The sequence below is a fragment of the Streptomyces sp. 840.1 genome, from assembly GCF_003751445.1.
In the GTDB taxonomy this organism is placed as follows: domain Bacteria; phylum Actinomycetota; class Actinomycetes; order Streptomycetales; family Streptomycetaceae; genus Streptomyces.
The window spans coordinates 1,074,981-1,092,126 of the sequence record NZ_RJUU01000001.1; the positions used below are offsets into that span (position 1 = coordinate 1,074,981).

The 17,146-nt window shown below is 72.4% G+C and carries 13 protein-coding genes; 5 read left to right on the forward strand and 8 right to left on the reverse strand.

Features of this window, described 5'->3' with window-relative positions:
- Nucleotides 1-55: 55 nt before the first annotated feature.
- Together EDD93_RS04805 and EDD93_RS04810 are read right to left on the reverse strand one after the other, a co-directional pair.
- Nucleotides 56-607, reverse strand: a complete 552-nt coding sequence (locus EDD93_RS04805; RefSeq protein ID WP_260255625.1) for a hypothetical protein — start codon at nucleotides 605-607, stop codon at nucleotides 56-58.
- A 99-nt stretch (nucleotides 608-706) separates the two neighbouring features.
- The gene (locus tag EDD93_RS04810) at nucleotides 707-1,531 is read right to left on the reverse strand and encodes an IS5 family transposase (protein WP_123523990.1); all 825 of its coding nucleotides are present in this window, start codon (nucleotides 1,529-1,531) and stop codon (nucleotides 707-709) included.
- Between the two features lie 763 nt (nucleotides 1,532-2,294).
- Here EDD93_RS04810 and EDD93_RS04815 point away from each other — a divergent pair.
- On the forward strand, nucleotides 2,295-3,413 hold the full coding sequence (locus tag EDD93_RS04815; protein ID WP_123523991.1) for an XRE family transcriptional regulator: 1,119 nt from the start codon (nucleotides 2,295-2,297) through the stop codon (nucleotides 3,411-3,413).
- 9 nt (nucleotides 3,414-3,422) lie between these two features.
- Here EDD93_RS04815 and EDD93_RS04820 read toward each other — a convergent pair whose 3' ends face one another.
- Together EDD93_RS04820 and EDD93_RS04825 are read right to left on the reverse strand one after the other, a co-directional pair.
- Nucleotides 3,423-4,031: a hypothetical protein gene (locus tag EDD93_RS04820; protein WP_123523992.1), complete on the reverse strand. Its 609-nt coding sequence runs from the start codon at nucleotides 4,029-4,031 to the stop codon at nucleotides 3,423-3,425.
- Nucleotides 4,032-4,129: 98 nt separating this feature from the next.
- Nucleotides 4,130-7,138 carry a S8 family serine peptidase gene (locus EDD93_RS04825; protein WP_311318302.1) on the reverse strand — a complete coding sequence of 1,003 codons (3,009 nt, stop codon included), beginning with the start codon at nucleotides 7,136-7,138 and terminating at the stop codon, nucleotides 4,130-4,132.
- 283 nt (nucleotides 7,139-7,421) lie between these two features.
- On the opposite strand from EDD93_RS04825, the gene EDD93_RS04830 reads away from it, so the two are divergent.
- Together EDD93_RS04830 and EDD93_RS04835 are read left to right on the forward strand one after the other, a co-directional pair.
- Nucleotides 7,422-8,402 (forward strand): transcriptional regulator, encoded by a 981-nt coding sequence (locus tag EDD93_RS04830; protein ID WP_123523993.1) that lies wholly within the window; start codon nucleotides 7,422-7,424, stop codon nucleotides 8,400-8,402.
- Nucleotides 8,403-8,638: 236 nt separating this feature from the next.
- Nucleotides 8,639-9,838 (forward strand): M48 family metallopeptidase, encoded by a 1,200-nt coding sequence (locus tag EDD93_RS04835; RefSeq protein WP_260255626.1) that lies wholly within the window; start codon nucleotides 8,639-8,641, stop codon nucleotides 9,836-9,838.
- Nucleotides 9,839-9,878: 40 nt separating this feature from the next.
- Here the strand turns inward: EDD93_RS04835 and EDD93_RS04840 are convergent, their stop codons facing one another.
- The 4 genes from EDD93_RS04840 to EDD93_RS04855 are packed head-to-tail and all read right to left on the reverse strand — an operon-like array spanning nucleotide 9,879 to nucleotide 14,569.
- The gene (locus tag EDD93_RS04840) at nucleotides 9,879-10,937 is read right to left on the reverse strand and encodes a hypothetical protein (RefSeq protein ID WP_123523994.1); all 1,059 of its coding nucleotides are present in this window, start codon (nucleotides 10,935-10,937) and stop codon (nucleotides 9,879-9,881) included.
- Between the two features lie 11 nt (nucleotides 10,938-10,948).
- Nucleotides 10,949-11,884, reverse strand: a complete 936-nt coding sequence (locus EDD93_RS04845) for an N-acetylneuraminate synthase family protein (RefSeq protein ID WP_123523995.1) — start codon at nucleotides 11,882-11,884, stop codon at nucleotides 10,949-10,951.
- A gap of 10 nt (nucleotides 11,885-11,894) precedes the next feature.
- Nucleotides 11,895-13,148, reverse strand: a complete 1,254-nt coding sequence (locus EDD93_RS04850; protein WP_123527588.1) for an acylneuraminate cytidylyltransferase — start codon at nucleotides 13,146-13,148, stop codon at nucleotides 11,895-11,897.
- Between the two features lie 32 nt (nucleotides 13,149-13,180).
- Nucleotides 13,181-14,569, reverse strand: a complete 1,389-nt coding sequence (locus tag EDD93_RS04855; protein WP_123527589.1) for a DUF6716 putative glycosyltransferase — start codon at nucleotides 14,567-14,569, stop codon at nucleotides 13,181-13,183.
- Nucleotides 14,570-14,789: 220 nt separating this feature from the next.
- On the opposite strand from EDD93_RS04855, the gene EDD93_RS04860 reads away from it, so the two are divergent.
- Together EDD93_RS04860 and EDD93_RS04865 are read left to right on the forward strand one after the other, a co-directional pair.
- The gene (locus EDD93_RS04860; RefSeq protein ID WP_123527590.1) at nucleotides 14,790-15,770 is read left to right on the forward strand and encodes a glycosyltransferase family 2 protein; all 981 of its coding nucleotides are present in this window, start codon (nucleotides 14,790-14,792) and stop codon (nucleotides 15,768-15,770) included.
- Entirely contained in the window at nucleotides 15,767-17,140 is a 1,374-nt protein-coding gene (locus EDD93_RS04865; protein WP_123523996.1) for a polysialyltransferase family glycosyltransferase, read from the forward strand. Before EDD93_RS04860 ends, EDD93_RS04865 begins: the two co-directional genes overlap by 4 nt.
- Nucleotides 17,141-17,146 lie beyond the last annotated feature (6 nt).

Genomic DNA, 17,146 nt, shown 5'->3' on the forward strand with positions numbered 1-17,146 from the left:
TCGGGCACGGCCCCACAGCAGCCGCCCGCGCCCCGCAGCGGCTTCCCTGCTCGCCTCACGGCGGTGCCGTCATCACCTCGCGGGCGCTCCGGGTGAACTTCTCCCGGCTCCTCTCCAGATTGTCGACCGCGTCTTCGAGACCGGTGCGGTACCCGTCGTACGCCGCGCTCTCGCACACCCCGCGGACCACCCGTTCGAGGTACGCCCGCAGGGAGCGCACGTCCGACCAGACGTTCACGGCGTCCTCCGCCACGGGCTCCGGGCCCATGAGATCGAGCCGTGCCTGTGCCTTGCTGAGCGCGTGCACCGCGGTGCCGAGCTCCTCGACGGCCGCGTCCAGCACATCGGCGGTGGGCGGGGTGTCCCGGGCCGCGGCGGGCACCCCGTCCCGGTGCGCGAGCCGGTGCAGCACGTCGTCGACCGGTTCCGCCGCCTGCATGAACGCGAGGTACGCCTCCCGGCGCTCGTTCCGCAGCTCCCGCTGGTGGTCGACCACCCCCTGATCGCGCGCCTGGCGCCGGACGGACGCGTACGTCAGCCCGGAGGTGCACAGGGTTCCGGCGACGCCCAGCCCGGTGCCCAGCAGGGCCGCCAACGCCTGTTCCATGCTCTCCATCTTCCGCCGTGCGCGGCCGGACGCGGCCTTTTCGCGGATATCCGTAGCCCTTAGTGAGCGTTTCGTTCTCCGATGTCTGTTTCATTTGGTCTAGGTGTCGCGCCAGTTGAGGGTGGTCTCGTGGGTGAGGCGGCGGGTCATGAGGTTGATGGCGGCCAGCTGGATCATGGCTGCTGATCGGTGGGGGTGGGTTTCGTAGTCGCGGGCGAGGCGGCGGTGGTGCATGAGCCAGCCGAGGGTGCGTTCGATGACCCATCGGCGTGGCTGGACGTGGAAGCCTCTGGTGGTGGGGTCGCGTTGGACGATCTCGAGGTCGATGCCGAGGTGGGCGGCGTGTTCGACGGCTTTGGTCTTGTAGCCGTTGTCGGCCCAGGCTTTGCTGATCGTTGGGTGGAGTGCGGCGACCTTGGTCATGAGCTGGGTGCCGGCCGCGGAGTCGTGGACGCTCGCGGCGGTGACGGCGACGGCCAGGAGGAGGCCGAGGGTGTCGGTGACGATGTGCCGTTTGCGTCCGATGATCTTCTTGGCCGGGTCGATACCTTGGCTGGTCAGGGGGACGGTGGCGGAAGTCTTGATGCTCTGGCTGTCGATCAGGCAGGCGCTGGGCTGGCTCGCGCGGCCTTCGGCCTTGCGGACCTTGCCGCGGAGGATGTTGGTGAGCTGGTCGAAGATGCCGTCGGCTTCCCAGCGGGCGAAGTAGCCGTAGACGGTCTGGTGGGGTGGGAAGTCGTGGGGGAGGTAGCGCCAGGGAATGCCGGTGCGGTCGACGTAGAGGATGGCGTTCATCAGGGTGCGTAGGTCGTGGGTGGGCTTGCGGATGCCGGCGCGGGCCTGGCGCCAGGCTTCCAGCGTGGGGCGGATGAGTTCCCAGCGGGCGTCGGACAGGTCGCTGGGGTAGGACTGTGAGGGCTGCATGATGCCTGGGTACGCGGCGGCAGCCGACCTGGGCAGGGCGTGCGGCGAGGCATCCGGGGCACCAGGGCGCGAGTGCGCAGACCCGCATGAACCAGGTTGCTTCTGAATGAGACGGGATCTCTCATCAGAAACCCGGTGCATTACTGGTCCACGGATTGCCGTATAAGCCACTTCCCCGGCGAATCACCGCTCAGGGGACTTCGCTTGACCGCTCAGAATCGCAGCCAAACACCTGATATGCGAACCAAACGCTCACTTAAAGAGCGTTTCGTCCTGCCGGAGGCGTTTGGCGAGGCGGCGGATCTTGGTCGTTCCTGGGTGCGATTCGTGGGGTTCAACGCGGTCCCAGTGGTCATGTGTCGCGCCGGTTCGGGGTCGATTCACGGGTGAGCCGTCGGCTCTTGAGGTCGACCATGGCCAGCTTGATGCCCCACCTGCCACCGCAGACTTCCGAAGCCTCAGTCGGCCCGAACCGTTCCGCCACCCAAACTGCGATGGAGTACCCCGGCCGGGACGAAACGCTCTTGTAGGGCGTGTCCGCGAAGTCGCGCCGGGCAGGCGCGACTTCGCGGACACGCCCTACAATCGGAAACGGCGGACCGGACGTCACCCATGGACGGCCACGGGCCGTGGCTTGGAGGGCGGAGAGGTGGCCGGAGGATTACGGCCCCCGCCGGGCGGTCCGGCGGCGGATGCGGCGGAGCGGTTCGCTCACGCGTTACGGGCGCTCCGCAGCGAGGCGGACACCCCGAGCTACCGTCAGATGGGCGCGCGCACGGGCCAGTCGCCCAGCGCCCTGTCCGAGGCGGCGGAGGGCGGGCAGCTGCCGCCCCTCGCGGTCGCCCTGGCCTACGCGCAAGCGTGTGGCGGCAACCGCGCGGAATGGGAGCGGCGTTGGCAGGCGGCGCGGAACGAGCTCGACGCGTCACGGCCCCGGCCGACGAGGCGGCGGTGGGCCCTCGCCGTCGCGGGGGTCGTCGCGCTCGCGCTGACGGCCGCAGCGGCGGTCCTCGCGAACCGGCCGGACCACCGGGCGCCGCCGCCCGCCGCCGCGGGCTCCTCCCGCTTCTTCTCCGACGACGACGCGTTCAACCGGCGCCACCCGCACCCCCGGCTGTCGCCCGACTCCGCGCGAATGGTCTCCGGTCTGCTCGCGCCGGGCCGGGTGAAGCTGTACACCGGCACGGCTGGATCCCTGGTGTACCGGGCCACCTCCCGTACCCGGACCTACGAGGTCACCCCGCGCGAGCACGTCGGCCCGTGGGGGCCCAACCCCTTCGACGGTGCCCGCTTCCCCTGGGACCCGTCGTGGAAGGCGCCGGCCCCGGACCGCGAGTGGACGGTGGTGATCGGGCCGGACGGGCGGGCGATGGAGTGCTGGCGGACGAAGGTGTCGTCCGCCGGGCCCAGCTGCGAATGGGGAGCGGTGTCCGACACCCGTGGCTCGTCGGTCTCCGAGAAGGGCCAGGACACCGGAAGCGGGCTGTCCCGCCTCGCCGGGCTGATCACCCGCGCGGACTGGAAGGCCGGCCGCATCGACCACGCCCTGAGCTTCGGCACCCCGGACAACAGCGGCCGCCATGTCTTCCCTGCCGTCGGCAGCGACGGCCAGGGGCAAGGGCTGTGGCGCGCCGGGCAGTTCATCTGGCTGGACCCCTCGTACGACATCGACGCCGACACCTCGCTCAGGCCGTACGAGCGGATGGTGGCGAAGGCGCTTCAGGAGTACGGGGCGTTCGACGTCAAGAACGCCCAGGAGTTCGGCTTCACCTCCGAGTTCGGCTCGCAGGCCCCGGGCAACAGCGGCGGGGCCTACGCCCCGCTCGACCGCATCGACTTCGCGCAGTACCTGCGGGTCGGAACGATCGAGCCGTCGTCGTAGGCGCCGACGTCAGCCCGGCAGGCCCCGGCGCATCGGGAAGAGGGCCAGTCCGATGCACAGGGCCCCCACCGTCAGCAGGTCCAGGCTGATGGCCGCCATGACGACTCCGGCCAGTACTAGCAGTGGGGACCAGGCCGGGACCTCGGCCCGCCGGAAGAGCGCCAGCAGCGTGACGAGCGCCAGCAGGCCCAGCCAGAACAGCAGCGGCACGACCGTGTAGACCACCGGCATCACACCGGGCACGTCCCGCACCTTGTCGAACATGTCGCTCATGGCCCGGTCGTCCGCCGCGACGAACCCGACCACCAGGTCGGTCATCGCCTGGACCGCCACCGCCGCGGCCCCCAGCAGCCCGGTCCCAGCAGCCACCTGGACGGCCACCCGTCTGCCGCCGCGTACGCCGTCCGGCAGCCGCAGGCCGAGGAAGACCGGAACGAACGCGAGCACACCGGCCAGGAACAGCACGTGCGCCAGCGACCACCACACCCCGGGCCCGTAGTCCCCCATCGCCCTCCCGGCCGCCCGCACCAGTCCGTAACCGGCCATCAGAGCCGGGGCCAGCAGCAACGTTCGCGTGGTGGAACTGTTCTGACGTTGCGTCATCTCCGTGATCTGCATGCATCGATCATCAGCTCGGCGCGATTCCCCGGCTATCGGGGATGACCCCCGGCCGCCCCCGAGCGCACTGGGCGGCGGACTCGGGGGCGGACTCGGGGTCAGTTGAGGGTCAGGACCGTACCCGCCCCGTTGGCGTACTCGATCCAGGCGGTGGACCGGGCGTCCGACGGGATACCCGACCAGGCGGCGGTCAGGTCGGCCGGGGCGCCGGGGGTGACACGGGCGTGGTCGGGCGTGACGGTGACCTTGCCGGTGGCCGCAGGGGCGTCGGTCACGTTGTTCACCTGGTAGCTGTACGGGATGACGCTCTCGCCGGTGCCGCTGCCGTCGACCGAGACGAGGGCCACGAAGACCTTCCCGGCCTCGGGCTGCCGCAGGGTGAGGGTGACGGTTCCGTCGCTGTCGGGGTCGGCCAGCGCGAGGTCCGTCGGGGCACCGTTGACCATCCGCCCCCAGACGACACCGGCGATGTCGCCCTCCGCAACGTCGAAGTGGGCCGTGATCTGGGTGGCCCTGGTACCGGCCGGGATGACCGCCTCGTAGTCGGCCTCACCGTTTCCGGTCAGGGTGCCTCTGGTGACGGGCGCGGAGACGGGGCCGTGGGCGGTGGCCACCAGGGTCTTGGTGGCCGGGGTGACGGAGTAGGTGCTCTCGCCGTGGGTGCCGGTGCCCATGACCTCATCGGGGGCGTGGATGCTCTGCGGGGTGACGACGATCGGGCTGCGGACCGTGGTGCGTCCGGACGTCCAGGTCAGGGAGCCCGTGTCGACGGCGCCGGCGCGTGCGGTGGTCACCTTGAGCTCGACGGTGAAGGTGCGCCTCTGCCCGGCGTGGCTGAAGTGCAGGACGGACGGGGAGACCGTGGCCTTGATGCCGGGGAGGTCGACCTCGGCACGGTAGGTGCCGGCCGAGGTCGCGGTGACGGTGCGGGTGACCGTCTGCTTGCCGAACAGCTCACCGATGGCGATCGAGGGGTAGTTGAGATCGCTGGGGTCGATGGCCCTGGTACCGGTGCCGGTGTCGACGCCGGAGCCTTCGAGGTAGCCGAGCCAGTCCCGCTCCGAGGAGTCGTAGACGAGTCCGGGCCGGAGCATGTCCCTGGCCTCGACCTCGCCGGAGCCTTGGGCGAAGGCGTCGGTGCTGTTCCTGCCGTCGGAGGTCTTGGTGGGCGAAGCGGTGGTCATCATGGCCGACTTGACGCTCATGGGCGACCAGTTCGGGTGCTCGGAGAAGTAGAGCGCCGCGAGGCCCGCGATGTGCGGGGCGGCCATGGAGGTGCCGGAGTAGAAGTCGAAGTCACGGCCCTGGTTACCGGGCGGGGCCACCGCGGCGAGGATGGTCGCGCCGGGCGCGGTGATGTCGGGCTTGAGCAGGTCGCCGTTGCCCACGAGGGAGGGGCCGCGCGAGGAGAAGCTCGTGACCTGCGGGTAGGGGGTGCTACCGGTGGCGCCGCGCGTGAGGGTGGCGGTGGCGCCGGACGTGGCGGCGTAGTCGCGTACGGCGGTGGCGTCGGACCCGGTCAGGTGAACGGTCGGCACGGAGTGCAGGTCGCCGTCGGTGCTCTCGTCGTGGAGGTTGGCCAGGACCATGCCGATGCCCCCGGCCCGCTCGACCTCGGCGGACTTCGCGACGCGGTCCACGGTGCCCCGGTCGCAGACGACGATCTTTCCGGCGGCGCGTGCGGGGTCGAGGGCGCCCTTGGCACAGACGTCGGCCTCGGTGGCGTCGGCGCCGCCGGTCCTGACGGCGGCGGCACGGACGAGGGGCGCGGAGCCGACGGTGTTGCGCACGCTGGTGCTGATACCGGCGTAGCTCTTCCCGTTCCCGAGCGTGACGGTTCCGCTGTACGGGGCGATGGTCCCGGCGGCGACCGTGGTGGTCCAGGGAGCGGTGTTGTCGAGGCTGGAGGCGTCGGGGCCGGTGTTGCCCCCGGCGGTGGAGACGAAGATCCCGGCGGCGGCGGCGTTGCGGAGCGCGGTCTGCGCGGGGTCGTCGTAGTCGCTCTCGAACTGGGTGCCGAGGGAGTAGTTGATGACGTCGACGCCGTCCGCCGTGGCCTGGTCGATGGCGGCGACGAGGTCGCTGGTCAGGCCACCGCTCTGCTTGCCGTCCTTGCTCTGCCAGAGAGCCTTGTAGACGGCCACGGCGGCGGCGGGCGCGACGCCGGAGACGGTGCCGAAGTCGGCGCCGCCGGCGGTGGCCCGGACGTCGGCGTTGCCGGCCGCGGTCGACGCGGTGTGGGTGCCGTGGCCCTCGCCGTCACGGGCGGAGAAGTAGTCGGGGTCGAAGTCGGGGAACGCCTGCACCCAGCCGTCGGCGAAGTAGCGGGCGCTGACGATCTTCTCGTTGCAGTCGGCGGCCGTGAAGCCGTCGCCGGTCTGGCAGGTGCCGGTGAACTTGGTGCCGTCCGCCTTGGGCATCACCGTGGTGGTGCCGTCCAGGTAGGGCCGGTAACGGTCCTTCTCGGCGGGCTTCCTGGCCGGCTTGCGGGCCTTGAGCGCGGGGGCCTTGAACGAGGCGCTCTCGGGCCAGATACCGGTGTCGATGTCCCCGATGACGACGCCCCGGCCGGCCTTGGCGCTGCCTCCGAGCGAGGCCCACAGGCCCTTGCGGCCCGAGAGCCCGAGGAAGTCCGTGGAGTTCTTGTCGTCGGTGGTGTGGTGGAGCCGGTCCGGGGCGATGCCGGTGACGCCCTTGGTCGCGGCGAGCCGGACGAGCTGACGGGCGGTGAGCCGCGCGCTGAAGGTGTTGGTGGTGACGGCGTAGTGCTGGCGGACCGTGGCGCCGACCTTCTTGGCGACCTGGGCCTGTTCGTCGACGAGGTGGGTGCGGTAGCGCTTGGCGTTGGCGGCGCCGACGTCGAGCTTGCGGCCCTCGGTGGGCCGGGTGGCGGGAATGCCGTTGACGCTGCCGTCGTAGGTGACGAGCGGCTGGTCGGCCAGGGTGATCAGGTAGACGCCTGCGGCGAGGGGGCTCGCGGAGCCTGCGGCGGCGGTCGCGGGGGTGGCGAGGGGCAGGCTGACGGCGGCGAGGGTGGTGGTGAGCAGCGCGCCGATGGTGCCGCGTCGTATGCGGGTGCGGGACGCTCTTCGTGGCCGAGGTGACACGAGTTTCCTCACAGGGGTCCGGGCATGCCGGGCAGGCGAGCGGGGGTCGCTCGCCTCGCGGGGCGTGGGCCGAGGGCTGGGGTGGTCGGACCGCCGTTCACGTGGAGCGATCGACCGGCGGTCCCTCAGGAGTGAACGCTGTGCGATCACTTGCTGTCCAGATAATCTGTTGGCGTCTTTGGCCTGGTGACCAAACGCGCCACCTGGGAGAGGACGGTCGGCCGTGACTGACTGCCGTACCTGTCCGGGGGCTCCCCCACACGTAGGACAGGGGAGGCTGGTTGTGCTGGAAGCGGTGGGCGTGAGCCCGTTCGACGAGGGTGTGTACCGAGCGGTGCTGGCGGGTTCGCGGAGCACGGTGCGCGACCTCGCGGAGAGAGCGGGGGCGGGGGTGGCCCGCACCGGACAGGCGCTCACGCGTCTGGCCGGTCTGGGGCTGGTACGGCGGGCGGGGCCGGGCCAGTGGGAGGCGGTGAGTCCGCGTTCGGCGCTGGCGGCACTGCTGCACCGGCGCCGCTCGGAGGCGGAGAGCGCGTTCGCGGATGTGGAGACGGGCTTCGCCGATCTGAGCCGCCTGCACCGGGCCGGGCAGCTGGGGTCGGACCCGGGCTCCCTGGTGGAGGTGCTGACGGGGCGGGAGGTGATGATGCGGAAGATCGAGGAGCTGAGCCGGTCCGTCACCACGCACCAGTGGACGCTGGACAAGCCGCCCTATCTGCAGCAGGTGGGTCAGCCGCAGGTCGATGAGCGGGAGGCGGCGACGACCCGGGAGTGGGTGGCGCGCGGGGTGGACATCCGGGGCGTGTACTGCCTGGAGTCGATCGAGCCGCCCGGACGGCTGGGCACGATCCTCAACCTGGCGGCGGCCGGGGAGCGGTCGCGGCTGTTGCCGCATCTTCCGCTGAAGGCACGGATCGTGGACCGGCGGGTCGCGGTGGTGCCGCTGACGGGAGGCAGCAAGGACTCCATCGTGCTGGTGCATCCCTCGCACCTGCTGGACGGGCTGATGGAGCTGTTCGAGGCGTACTGGGAGCGGGCCGAGCCCCTGCTCGCGGAGGCGCCGGACGTGGTGGAGGGGCCCAGCGAGGAGGAGCTGATGCTGGTGCGCCTGCTGCACTCCGGCTACAAGGACCAGGCGATCGCCCGGCAGTTGGGCGTCAGTGTCCGGACGGCGACGCGCCGGGTGGCCGCGTTGATGCAGAGGCTGGACGCGGGCACGCGGTTCCAGGCCGGGGTGAGGGCGCGGGAACGCGGGTGGGTGTGAGGGCCGCGGCGGGTGAGCGCGTCGCCGGGCCTGACCGGACTTCCTGTACACACCATCGACTCACGGCTTACGCTGCGTCGTTGCCGCCGAACCCGATTGCGCGTTCGGCATACGCCTGAACGGTCCCCGGGGGGGGAGCCGTGGGACGAGGGGGCTCAGCAGTGATCGGCACGGTGGAGGAGCACGTTCGGTCATGCCCGGAGTGCGGGCGGGAGATCCGGACCGACCACAGGTTCGTGGCGTGGTGCGCCGCCTGCGACTGGAATGTGGACCCGGGCGAGCCCGAGAAGCCGCACGGGCGGCTGGAGGCACTGCGGCGCAGGCTGGCCGCGGAGCACGGCGAGCGGCTGCTGTCCGAGGTGACGACGGACGAGCTCCTGAGCCCCCGGCGTGACGCGGCGAGCGTCCTCGCCATGGCGCTGGCACTGGCCGTCCACGGCTTCACGGCCGCGCTGCTCGTCGGCGGAGTGCTGCTGATGGTCCTCGGCTGGGGCAGCGCGTTGCCGGTGCTCGGCGCCCTGTGCCTGTTCATCGGCTGGCTGCTGCGCCCCCGGTTCCCGCGCCTGCCGGAGGACGAGCAGGTGCTGTACCGGGCCGACGCGCCCGAGCTGTTCGCCCTGATCGACGAGGTCGCCCGGACGGTGGGGACGACCGGGGTGCACGCGGTCGTGGTCGACGCCGAGGCCAACGCGACCGTCTCGACGTACGGCCTGCGGCGCCGCAGGGTGCTGACCATCGGCCTCGGGCTCTGGGAGGTACTCGACACCGGTCAGCGGATCGCGCTGCTGGGCCACGAACTGGGCCACTACGCCAACGGCGACACCCGCCAGGGCGTGGTCCTCGGGAACGCGCTCCAGTCGTTGCACACCTGGTATTACCTGCTGAGCCGGATCGAGCGCCCGACACTGCCGGAAACCCTGCTCAACGCTTTCTACCTGGCTCCTCGCGGCGTGGTCGTCGCCGTCACGGCGGCCCTCGACCACCTGACCCTGCGGGCCACCCAGCGCGGCGAGTACCTGGCCGACTCCTTCGCCGCCCGGTGCGGCTCGACGGCCGCCGCCGTGGGGCTGATGGACGCGGTGCTGGTCTCCGACTCCGCCGGGGTCACGCTGGAGCGCGAGGCGAACGCCTTCCGGAACCACCGCTCCGGAGGCCGGGCGGCCGGTGCGGCGGAGAGCGGCCTGTGGGAGCGCCTGGCCGCTCACGTGGAGTCGATTCCGGCGAGCGAGTACGAGCGTCAGCGCCGCCGTAGCGCGGTGCGCGGGCACAGCGTCGACTCCACGCACCCGCCGACCCACCTGCGCCGGTCCCGGCTGCTGGCCGTCGCCGCGCTCCCGGCGACGGTGACGGTCGACAGCGCCCGCGACGCCGCGCTCCGGGCGGAACTCTCGGGGGCGCGGCGGCTCGTGGCGCGCCGCGTCCTGAACGGCGGGTGATTCCGGGCCGGGCGGCGGGTGGTCCGGCACCCGGCCCGCCTCACGCCTCCCTGGCCACCGCCGTCGCCCGCCAGGGCGCCAGCCGATGGACGTCGCGGGCCGTCTCGGTGACGCCCGAGAGGAAGCCCTGGGCCCGCGGGGACGCCGTTTCGCGCAGCCACTCCGGGGCGATGTCGCAGACCGCGACCTTCACCTCGGTGCCGACCAGGGCCAGCGGCAGGGTGTGGACCACCGTGGAGGGGAAGCTCAGGACCGTGCGGCCGATCGGGCCGCGCCGGGCGATGAGTTCCAGCGGGAGGTCGGGGCGGACGATCTCCAGGCCGGTGGCGGCTTCCAGGGCGTGGAGCTTCTCGGTGGACTCGCGGCGGTGGGCGAAGTAGCGGGTGGCGCCGTGGGTGCGGGCCAGTTCCGCGACCGCCTCCAGGTACGGGGCCCGGTCGACCACGCCGGTCTCCACCAGGGAGGTGCCGACCAGGTCCGCGCCCTTGGTGAGCAGCGGCGGGCCGAAGCGGGAGCGGGTCCAGGAGAAGGTGTTGGGGATGAGGGAGATGCCGGGCGGCGGGATCACCGGCATCGCGGTGAAGAGTTCGACCTCGCGGGCCGCCGAGGGAGTGAACCGGCGCCGCGCGGTGGCGGTGACCGGGGCCAGGGCCAGGTCGCGGGGGCTCGAACCGCCGCGCCGGTGCCAGCGGGTGAGACGTTCGCCGCGGGTGAGCTGGGTGACGAACTCCATGGTCGCGGTGCCGTCGTCGACCACGGTGAGGCGGCGGGGCCTGACCAGGGTGAGCAGCAGTTGTACGTAGCGGGAGAACGGGTCCCCGATGACGATGTGGTCGGCGTTGCGGACGAGCCGGGTCAGGGCGCGCAGCGACTTCAGGGGGGTGCCCGAGTCGCCGCGCGCCTCCTGCCAGCGCACGGTGACGCCCTCGTCGCGGGCCAGCTCCGCCATCCGGCGCAGCTGACCGCGCGACATCGGGTCGACCGGAGGGAGGACGACGACGGTGACGTCCGCGAGGACGCGGCCGCCGCCTCCCTCTGTGTAGGCCCACTCCAGGACGTTCAGGAGCTGGACCGGGCTCTCGACGAAGGCGAGGTTCACCGGTCTGCCCGTCAGACCGCGAGCGGCTCGGCGGCCTGGGCCGTCTCACCGCTCTCCGCGACGACACCCGGGACCCGGCGGAGCTTCTTCATCGGGCCGAGCTCGGACTCGTACACCTTCTTGACGCCGTCACCGAGGGAGGCCTCGATGGTGCGGATGTCGCGGACCAGGCGGGTGAGGCCCTGCGGCTCGACGGAGGCGGCCTGGTCGGAGCCCCACATCGCGCGGTCCAGGGTGATGTGGCGCTCGACGAAGGCCGCGCCGAGGGCGACGGCGGCGAGGGTGGTCTGGAGCCCGGTCTCGTGGCCGCTGTAGCCGATCGGGACGTTGGGGTACTCCTGCTGGAGGGTGTTGATGACCCGCAGGTTGAGCTCCTCGGCCTTCGCCGGGTACGTCGAAGTGGCGTGGCAGAGAAGGATGTTGTCCGAGCCGAGCACCTCGACCGCGTGGCGGATCTGGCGCGGGGTCGACATGCCGGTGGAGAGGATCACCGTGCGGCCGGTGGCGCGCAGCGAGCGCAGCAGCTCGTCGTCGGTGAGGGAGGCGGAGGCCACCTTGTGGGCGGGGACGTCGAACTTCTCCAGGAACGCGACGGCCTCGGTGTCCCACGGGGAGGCGAACCAGTCGATGCCGCGCTCGGCGCAGTGCTCGGAGATGGCCCGGTACTCGGTCTCGCCGAACTCCACGCGGTGGCGGTAGTCGATGTACGTCATCCGGCCCCAGGGGGTGTCGCGCTCGATGTCCCACTGGTCGCGCGGGGTGCAGATCTCCGGGGTGCGCTTCTGGAACTTGACGGCGTCGCAGCCGGCCTCGGCGGCCACGTCGATCAGCGCGATGGCGTTGTCGAGGTCGCCGTTGTGGTTGATGCCGATCTCACCCGTGACGTAGACGGGGTGGCCGGGGCCCGCGGTGCGGGAGCCGAGGGTGCGCAGTCGGGAGGCGTTCATGGTGCGTTCCTTACTTGGGGAGGGGGGTGTGGGTGGTGAGGGTGGAAGTGGTGAGGGTGGGGCCGAGCAGCCAGGCCGCGATCTCGCGGATGGCACCGGAACCGCCGGGGGTGGTCGTCACGGCGCGCGCCGCGGCGCGTACCGAGTCGTGCGCGCTCGCGACGGCGACGGGCCAGCCGGCGAGTGCGAAGCAGGGGAGGTCGTTGACGTCGTTGCCGACGTACATGACGCGTTCGGGGGCGATGGACTGCTCGTCGCACCACTGCTTGAGCGCGAGGTCCTTGCGGTCGATGCCGTGCAGGACGGGGACGCGGAGCTTGTGGGCGCGGGCGGCGACGACCGGGTTCTGTTCCGTGGAGAGGATCAGGAGGGGGACGCCGGCCTTGCGCAGGGCCGCGATGCCGAGTCCGTCGCCCCGGTGCACGGCGACGGTCTCGCGGCCGTCGGCGTCGATGAGGACCCGGTCGTCGGTCTGGGTGCCGTCGAAGTCCAGGACGACCGCGTCGATGTCCTCGCGGGTGGGCAGCGGCGCCGGGTCCAGGAGCGGGGCCAGGGCGCGGGCGCGGGCCAGGTCGTGCGGGTCGTCGATCTCCAGGACGCGGGCCGGGTCGGTGCGCACCAGCGCGGTGTGGCCGAAGAAGCGGTGGCGGTGGGTGCGGAAGCCGACCGCGTCCATCGCGTAGGCGGCGCCGGTCTCCAGGAGGTCCTCGGGGCGGTCCTGGCGGCGGGGGCGGACCGACTTGTCGTGGTTGACGCCGTAGTTGTGGTCCTCGACCGCGCTGCCGTCGCGCCACAGGAAGCCGTGGAAGGGGGCGACGGTGACGGCCGTGTCGGCGCCTTCGCGGGCGACCGCCGCGGCGACGCCGTCGATGTCCTCGCGGGCGACGAAGGGGCTGGTGCACTGGACGAGGAGGACGACGTCGACGCTGCGGTCGTGCTCGCGCTCGTAGTCGTCCATGGCGTGCAGTACGGCGGCCTCGCTGGTCGCGGTATCCCCCGCGATGGCCTCGGGGCGCTGGACGCAGTGCAGCCGGTCCGCCTGGCCGAGCGTCCCGGCCGCGGTGCGGGCGGCCTCGGCGACGGCCGGGGCGTCGGTCGTCACGACGACGGCCGTCACCTCGGCGGAGGCCAGGCAGGCGCGGACCGCGCGGACGACCAGGGGTACGCCGCCGACCTGGGCGAGGTTCTTGGCCGGTACGCCCTTGGATCCGCCTCGGGCGGGGATCACGGCGAGCACGGTGGGCGGTGTGGCGGGCTGCGTCATCGCTGCTCCCAGGGGTGTCTTGGTGGTGGTGTTCACAGCTCGCCCATCCGCCGGATGACCGGGGCGACCCGCTGGACGCCGTGGCGGTAGGCGCCGCGGGCCGCGTCCCGGACCGCCTCGCGCACCGCTCCCCTGACCCGGCCGGGCTCCCCGGTCGCGGTGGCGCCCGGCAGCGGGTGGCCGTCGGGGGCCAGGTGGTGGCGGGCGAGGATGCCGGGGAGGTAGCCGGGGGCGGTGGCGGGCGTGTAGTAGGGCGTGAGGCCGGGCAGCCGGTCCCGGGCGAGCAGGGCGGTGACCCGGGCCCGTGCGGTGTCGTAGGCCCGCTCGTAGCCGCCGTCGGCCGCGACGCCCTGGCCGGCCAGCCATTCGGCGTCGGGCTCCGGATGGGCGCCGCCGTCCAGGTGGTCCCAGGAGGTGAGCAGGCCGGAGCCGATGAAGTGGTGGTTGCCGAGCGTCTCGCGCACCCCGAGGTCGGTGAGGACGGCGGTGGGGATGCGGCGGTGCAGGGATTCCAGGGCGGCGGTCGAGGAGACGGTGACCAGCAGGTCGGTGCGGTCCAGGACCTCGCCCATGTGGCCGTAGACCAGGCGGAAGTTGGGCGGGAGTCCGCCGGGCAGCTTCTCGGCGAGCCGCTGGTAGGGGAGTTCCTCGATGTGCGTGGTGTGCTCGCCGGGCCTGGAGCGCAGCTTGAGGAGCACCTCGCGCTTCGGGTGCAGCCTGGCGTGCTCGACGAGCCTGCGCAGCAGGTACGTACGGTCGGCGCGGGAGGCCGGTACCGAGGGCTGGGCGGCGAACACGACGGTGTCGCGGCCCGGTTCGGGGCGGTGCGGCTCGCCGCCGAGGAAGGGCAGGGCGGCTTCGGTCACGGCCGAGGCGTCGGCGCCCACTCCCTCGTACACCGCGCGGAAACGCTCCGCGTCGTCGCGGGAGTTGGCGAGGACGATGTCGGCGCCGTGCCGCAGCAGCAGCCCGTCCGCGAGCTTCTCGTAGACGACGCCGACGTAGCCGGTGACGACGACGGGCCGGGCGGGCGTGCGGAGTGCGGCCAGGCCGTGCAGCATCGCCTGGACGGCGCCGCCGACCAGGGCGAGGACGACCAGGTCGTAGCCCTCGTCCCGCACCGTGTGCAGGAACTCGGCGGCCGTCACCTCGCGGACCCGGCCGGGGTCGATGCCCACGTCGCCGACCTCGGCCAGCTGGCGCGGGGTCGGGGTCGCCCGGCCGCGCAGCAGCAGCCCGCTGATCTGCGCCGGGGGCGCGTCCGCACGGGTACCGCCCGAGGTCAGCCGGCGCGCGGTGAGCGCGCCCCACTTCCATCGGGTGTCGGAGTCGGCGAGCACGGCCACCCGGAGGACCGGGGGCGGCGTGTCCGCGGATTCCGGTACTGCCGGCGAAACCGAATTGCTTTTACGAGGGGGCACGTCCAAGAAGGTAGGAAGGCCCGGGGGTGAGCAGCCCAACGTGACAGCAACAAAGGGTTAACAGCCCGCCGACGATTGCCCAACCCGCCGCCGGGCTGCCTGAACGGACCAATAAAGCGGTCCCGGATGCTTACCGGTTCATCATTTCGACCGGCGCCGTTCACCTCGCGTCCGTACGGCCGCAAGGGCGAATGTCCGGCCCGGAACTAGCGTGACGCGGGTGGTTAAGCTCTCGGTCATCGTGCCGTTCTACAACGTGCAGACATACGCCCCCGACACCCTGAGAAGCCTGCGGGCCAACGCCCGCGAGGACTTCGAGTTCATTCTCGTCGACGACTGCTCGACCGACGGGACCGCGGACATGCTGCGCCGCGCGCAGGAGGAGATTCCCGGGGTGGTCGTCCGCAGTCACCAGCAGAACGGCGGACTGGCCACGGCCAGGAACACCGGTCTGGACGCGGCCAGCGGCGAGTACCTCGCCTTCCTGGACGGCGACGACTGGCTCGCGCCCGGTTTCTACGCCGAACTGCTGGCCAGGACCGAGGCGCTGGGCTGCGATTTCGTCCGTACCGACCATGTCCAGGCCGACGGCAGGACCCGGACCGTCCAGCGCGTCCCGCACGGTCCCAGGAACGTGGTCTCGGCGCCCCGGGACGCGATCCTGCCCGCCGGGCGCAGCACCTCCGTGGACTACGCGTACGCCTGGGCGGGCCTGTACCACCGCAGGCTGCTCGACCGGGGGCTGCTGCACTTCACGGACGGGCTGCGCACGGCGGAGGACCGGCCGTGGATCTGGCGGCTGCACCGGGAGGCGGATTCCTTCGCGGTGCTGGGACTTCTCGGAATCTTCTACCGACGCGGCGTCGCCTCGTCGCTCACCCAGATCGGTGACATGCGCCAGCTCGATTTCATTCGCTCGTTCGACCAGGTCGTACGGGAAACAGCGGCGGACCGTGATGCGGCGGAACTCCTGCCGAAAGCGGTCCGCAACTATTGCGCGATCATTTCCCATCACATGGGTTCGATCGAGAGGTTCGAGCCCGCGGTGGCGCGGGCCCTGAAAACGATGAGCGCCGGCGCCCTGGGGCGAATGCCGCAGGACGTGCTGGACGAGGCCATCGACTCGATGGACGTCAAGCGCGCGACCGTGCTGCGCCGGCTGCGGCGGCGGTCCGCCGCGAAGGAGGTGGCGGCCGCGTGAACGGCAGCCGGGCCCGTACGACGCAGATCTTCTTCGCCTCCACGCTCTACGGCACGGCCACGCTCGCCGCCGCCCTGGACGCGGGGCTGTTCGAGGACGCCGGGCGGCGCGTCCTGCTCGTCTCGAACAACGCGGCGATCCCGGAGACGGCCACGGCCCTCGCCGCGATGCCCGGGTTCGACGTGCTGCGCGGCCGGTTCGACGACGTGGTGTCGTGGAACGCGACGATCGCCCCGCACCACCCGGGCGGCTGGTCCCCGCGCCCGGACGACGTACCGCTGTGGGAACGGCATCTGCGGCTGGCCTGGGGGCTGGGCGACGACGACGTCGAGATCGCCGTCGAGTCGATCCAGGTCGACCCGGCCATGGCGGTCGCCCAGATCTTCAGCGGCGTGCCGCTCGATGTGTACGCGGACGGGCTGATGAGCTACGGGCCGACCCGGAACAAGATCGACCCGCTGGTCGGCACCCGGGTGCGGCGGCTGCTCCATCTCGACCTGGTGCCGGGGCTGCGGCCGCTGCTGCTCACGGAGTTCGGGGTGGAGCCCGCGATCGTGCCGACCGAGGCGTTCCTCAAGGTGCTCGGTGAGCTGGGCGACGCGCCGGACGTCGCGGCGGGGGTGCCGTCCGTCGAGGAGCCCGCGCTGCTGCTCGGCCAGTACCTCTCCGCGCTCGGCCTGATCAGCGCGGCCGAGGAGGAGGAGCTGCACCTGCGGATGATGCGCGGCGCGGTCCGGCTCGGCCACTCCCGGCTGGTGTTCAAACCGCATCCGACGGCCCCGGCCCAGTGGTCGCGGGGGATGGCGGCGGAGGCGGAACGGCTCGGCGCCGAACTGACCGTGCTGGACGCGGGGGTGCTCACCGCCCCGGTCCTCGCCGAGGTGCTGTACCAGCGGATGCGGCCCGCGCTGGTCGTCGGCTGCTTCTCGACGGCGCTGCTCACGGCGTCCGCGTTCTACGGGCTGCCGGTGGCCCGGGTCGGCACGGAGACGCTCCTTGAGCGGCTGACCCCGTACGAGAACAGCAACCGGGTCCCGGTGACGCTGGTGGACGCGCTGGTGCCGGACCTGGAGGAGGCCTCCCCCGCCCCGGCCGGGGAGGCGGTGGCGCCGGACGGGCTGAACGACCTGGTGCGGGCGGTCGGCTTCGCCATGCAGCCGAAGATCTACCCGGGGCTCCGGCCGGTCGCGGAGCGGTATCTCGCCGCCCGTCCGGCGGCCGCGACCCGGCGCTACTTCAAGCGCAGGCGGCTGACCGCACTCGCGCTGCCCGGCGGGGTGCCGCAGCAGCTCGGGTTCCTGCCGCGGAGCGCGGCGGTGCGCCGGGTGGCGCGGCGCGCGAAGGCGCTGCGGCCGGGCGCGCGGCGGTGACCCGGC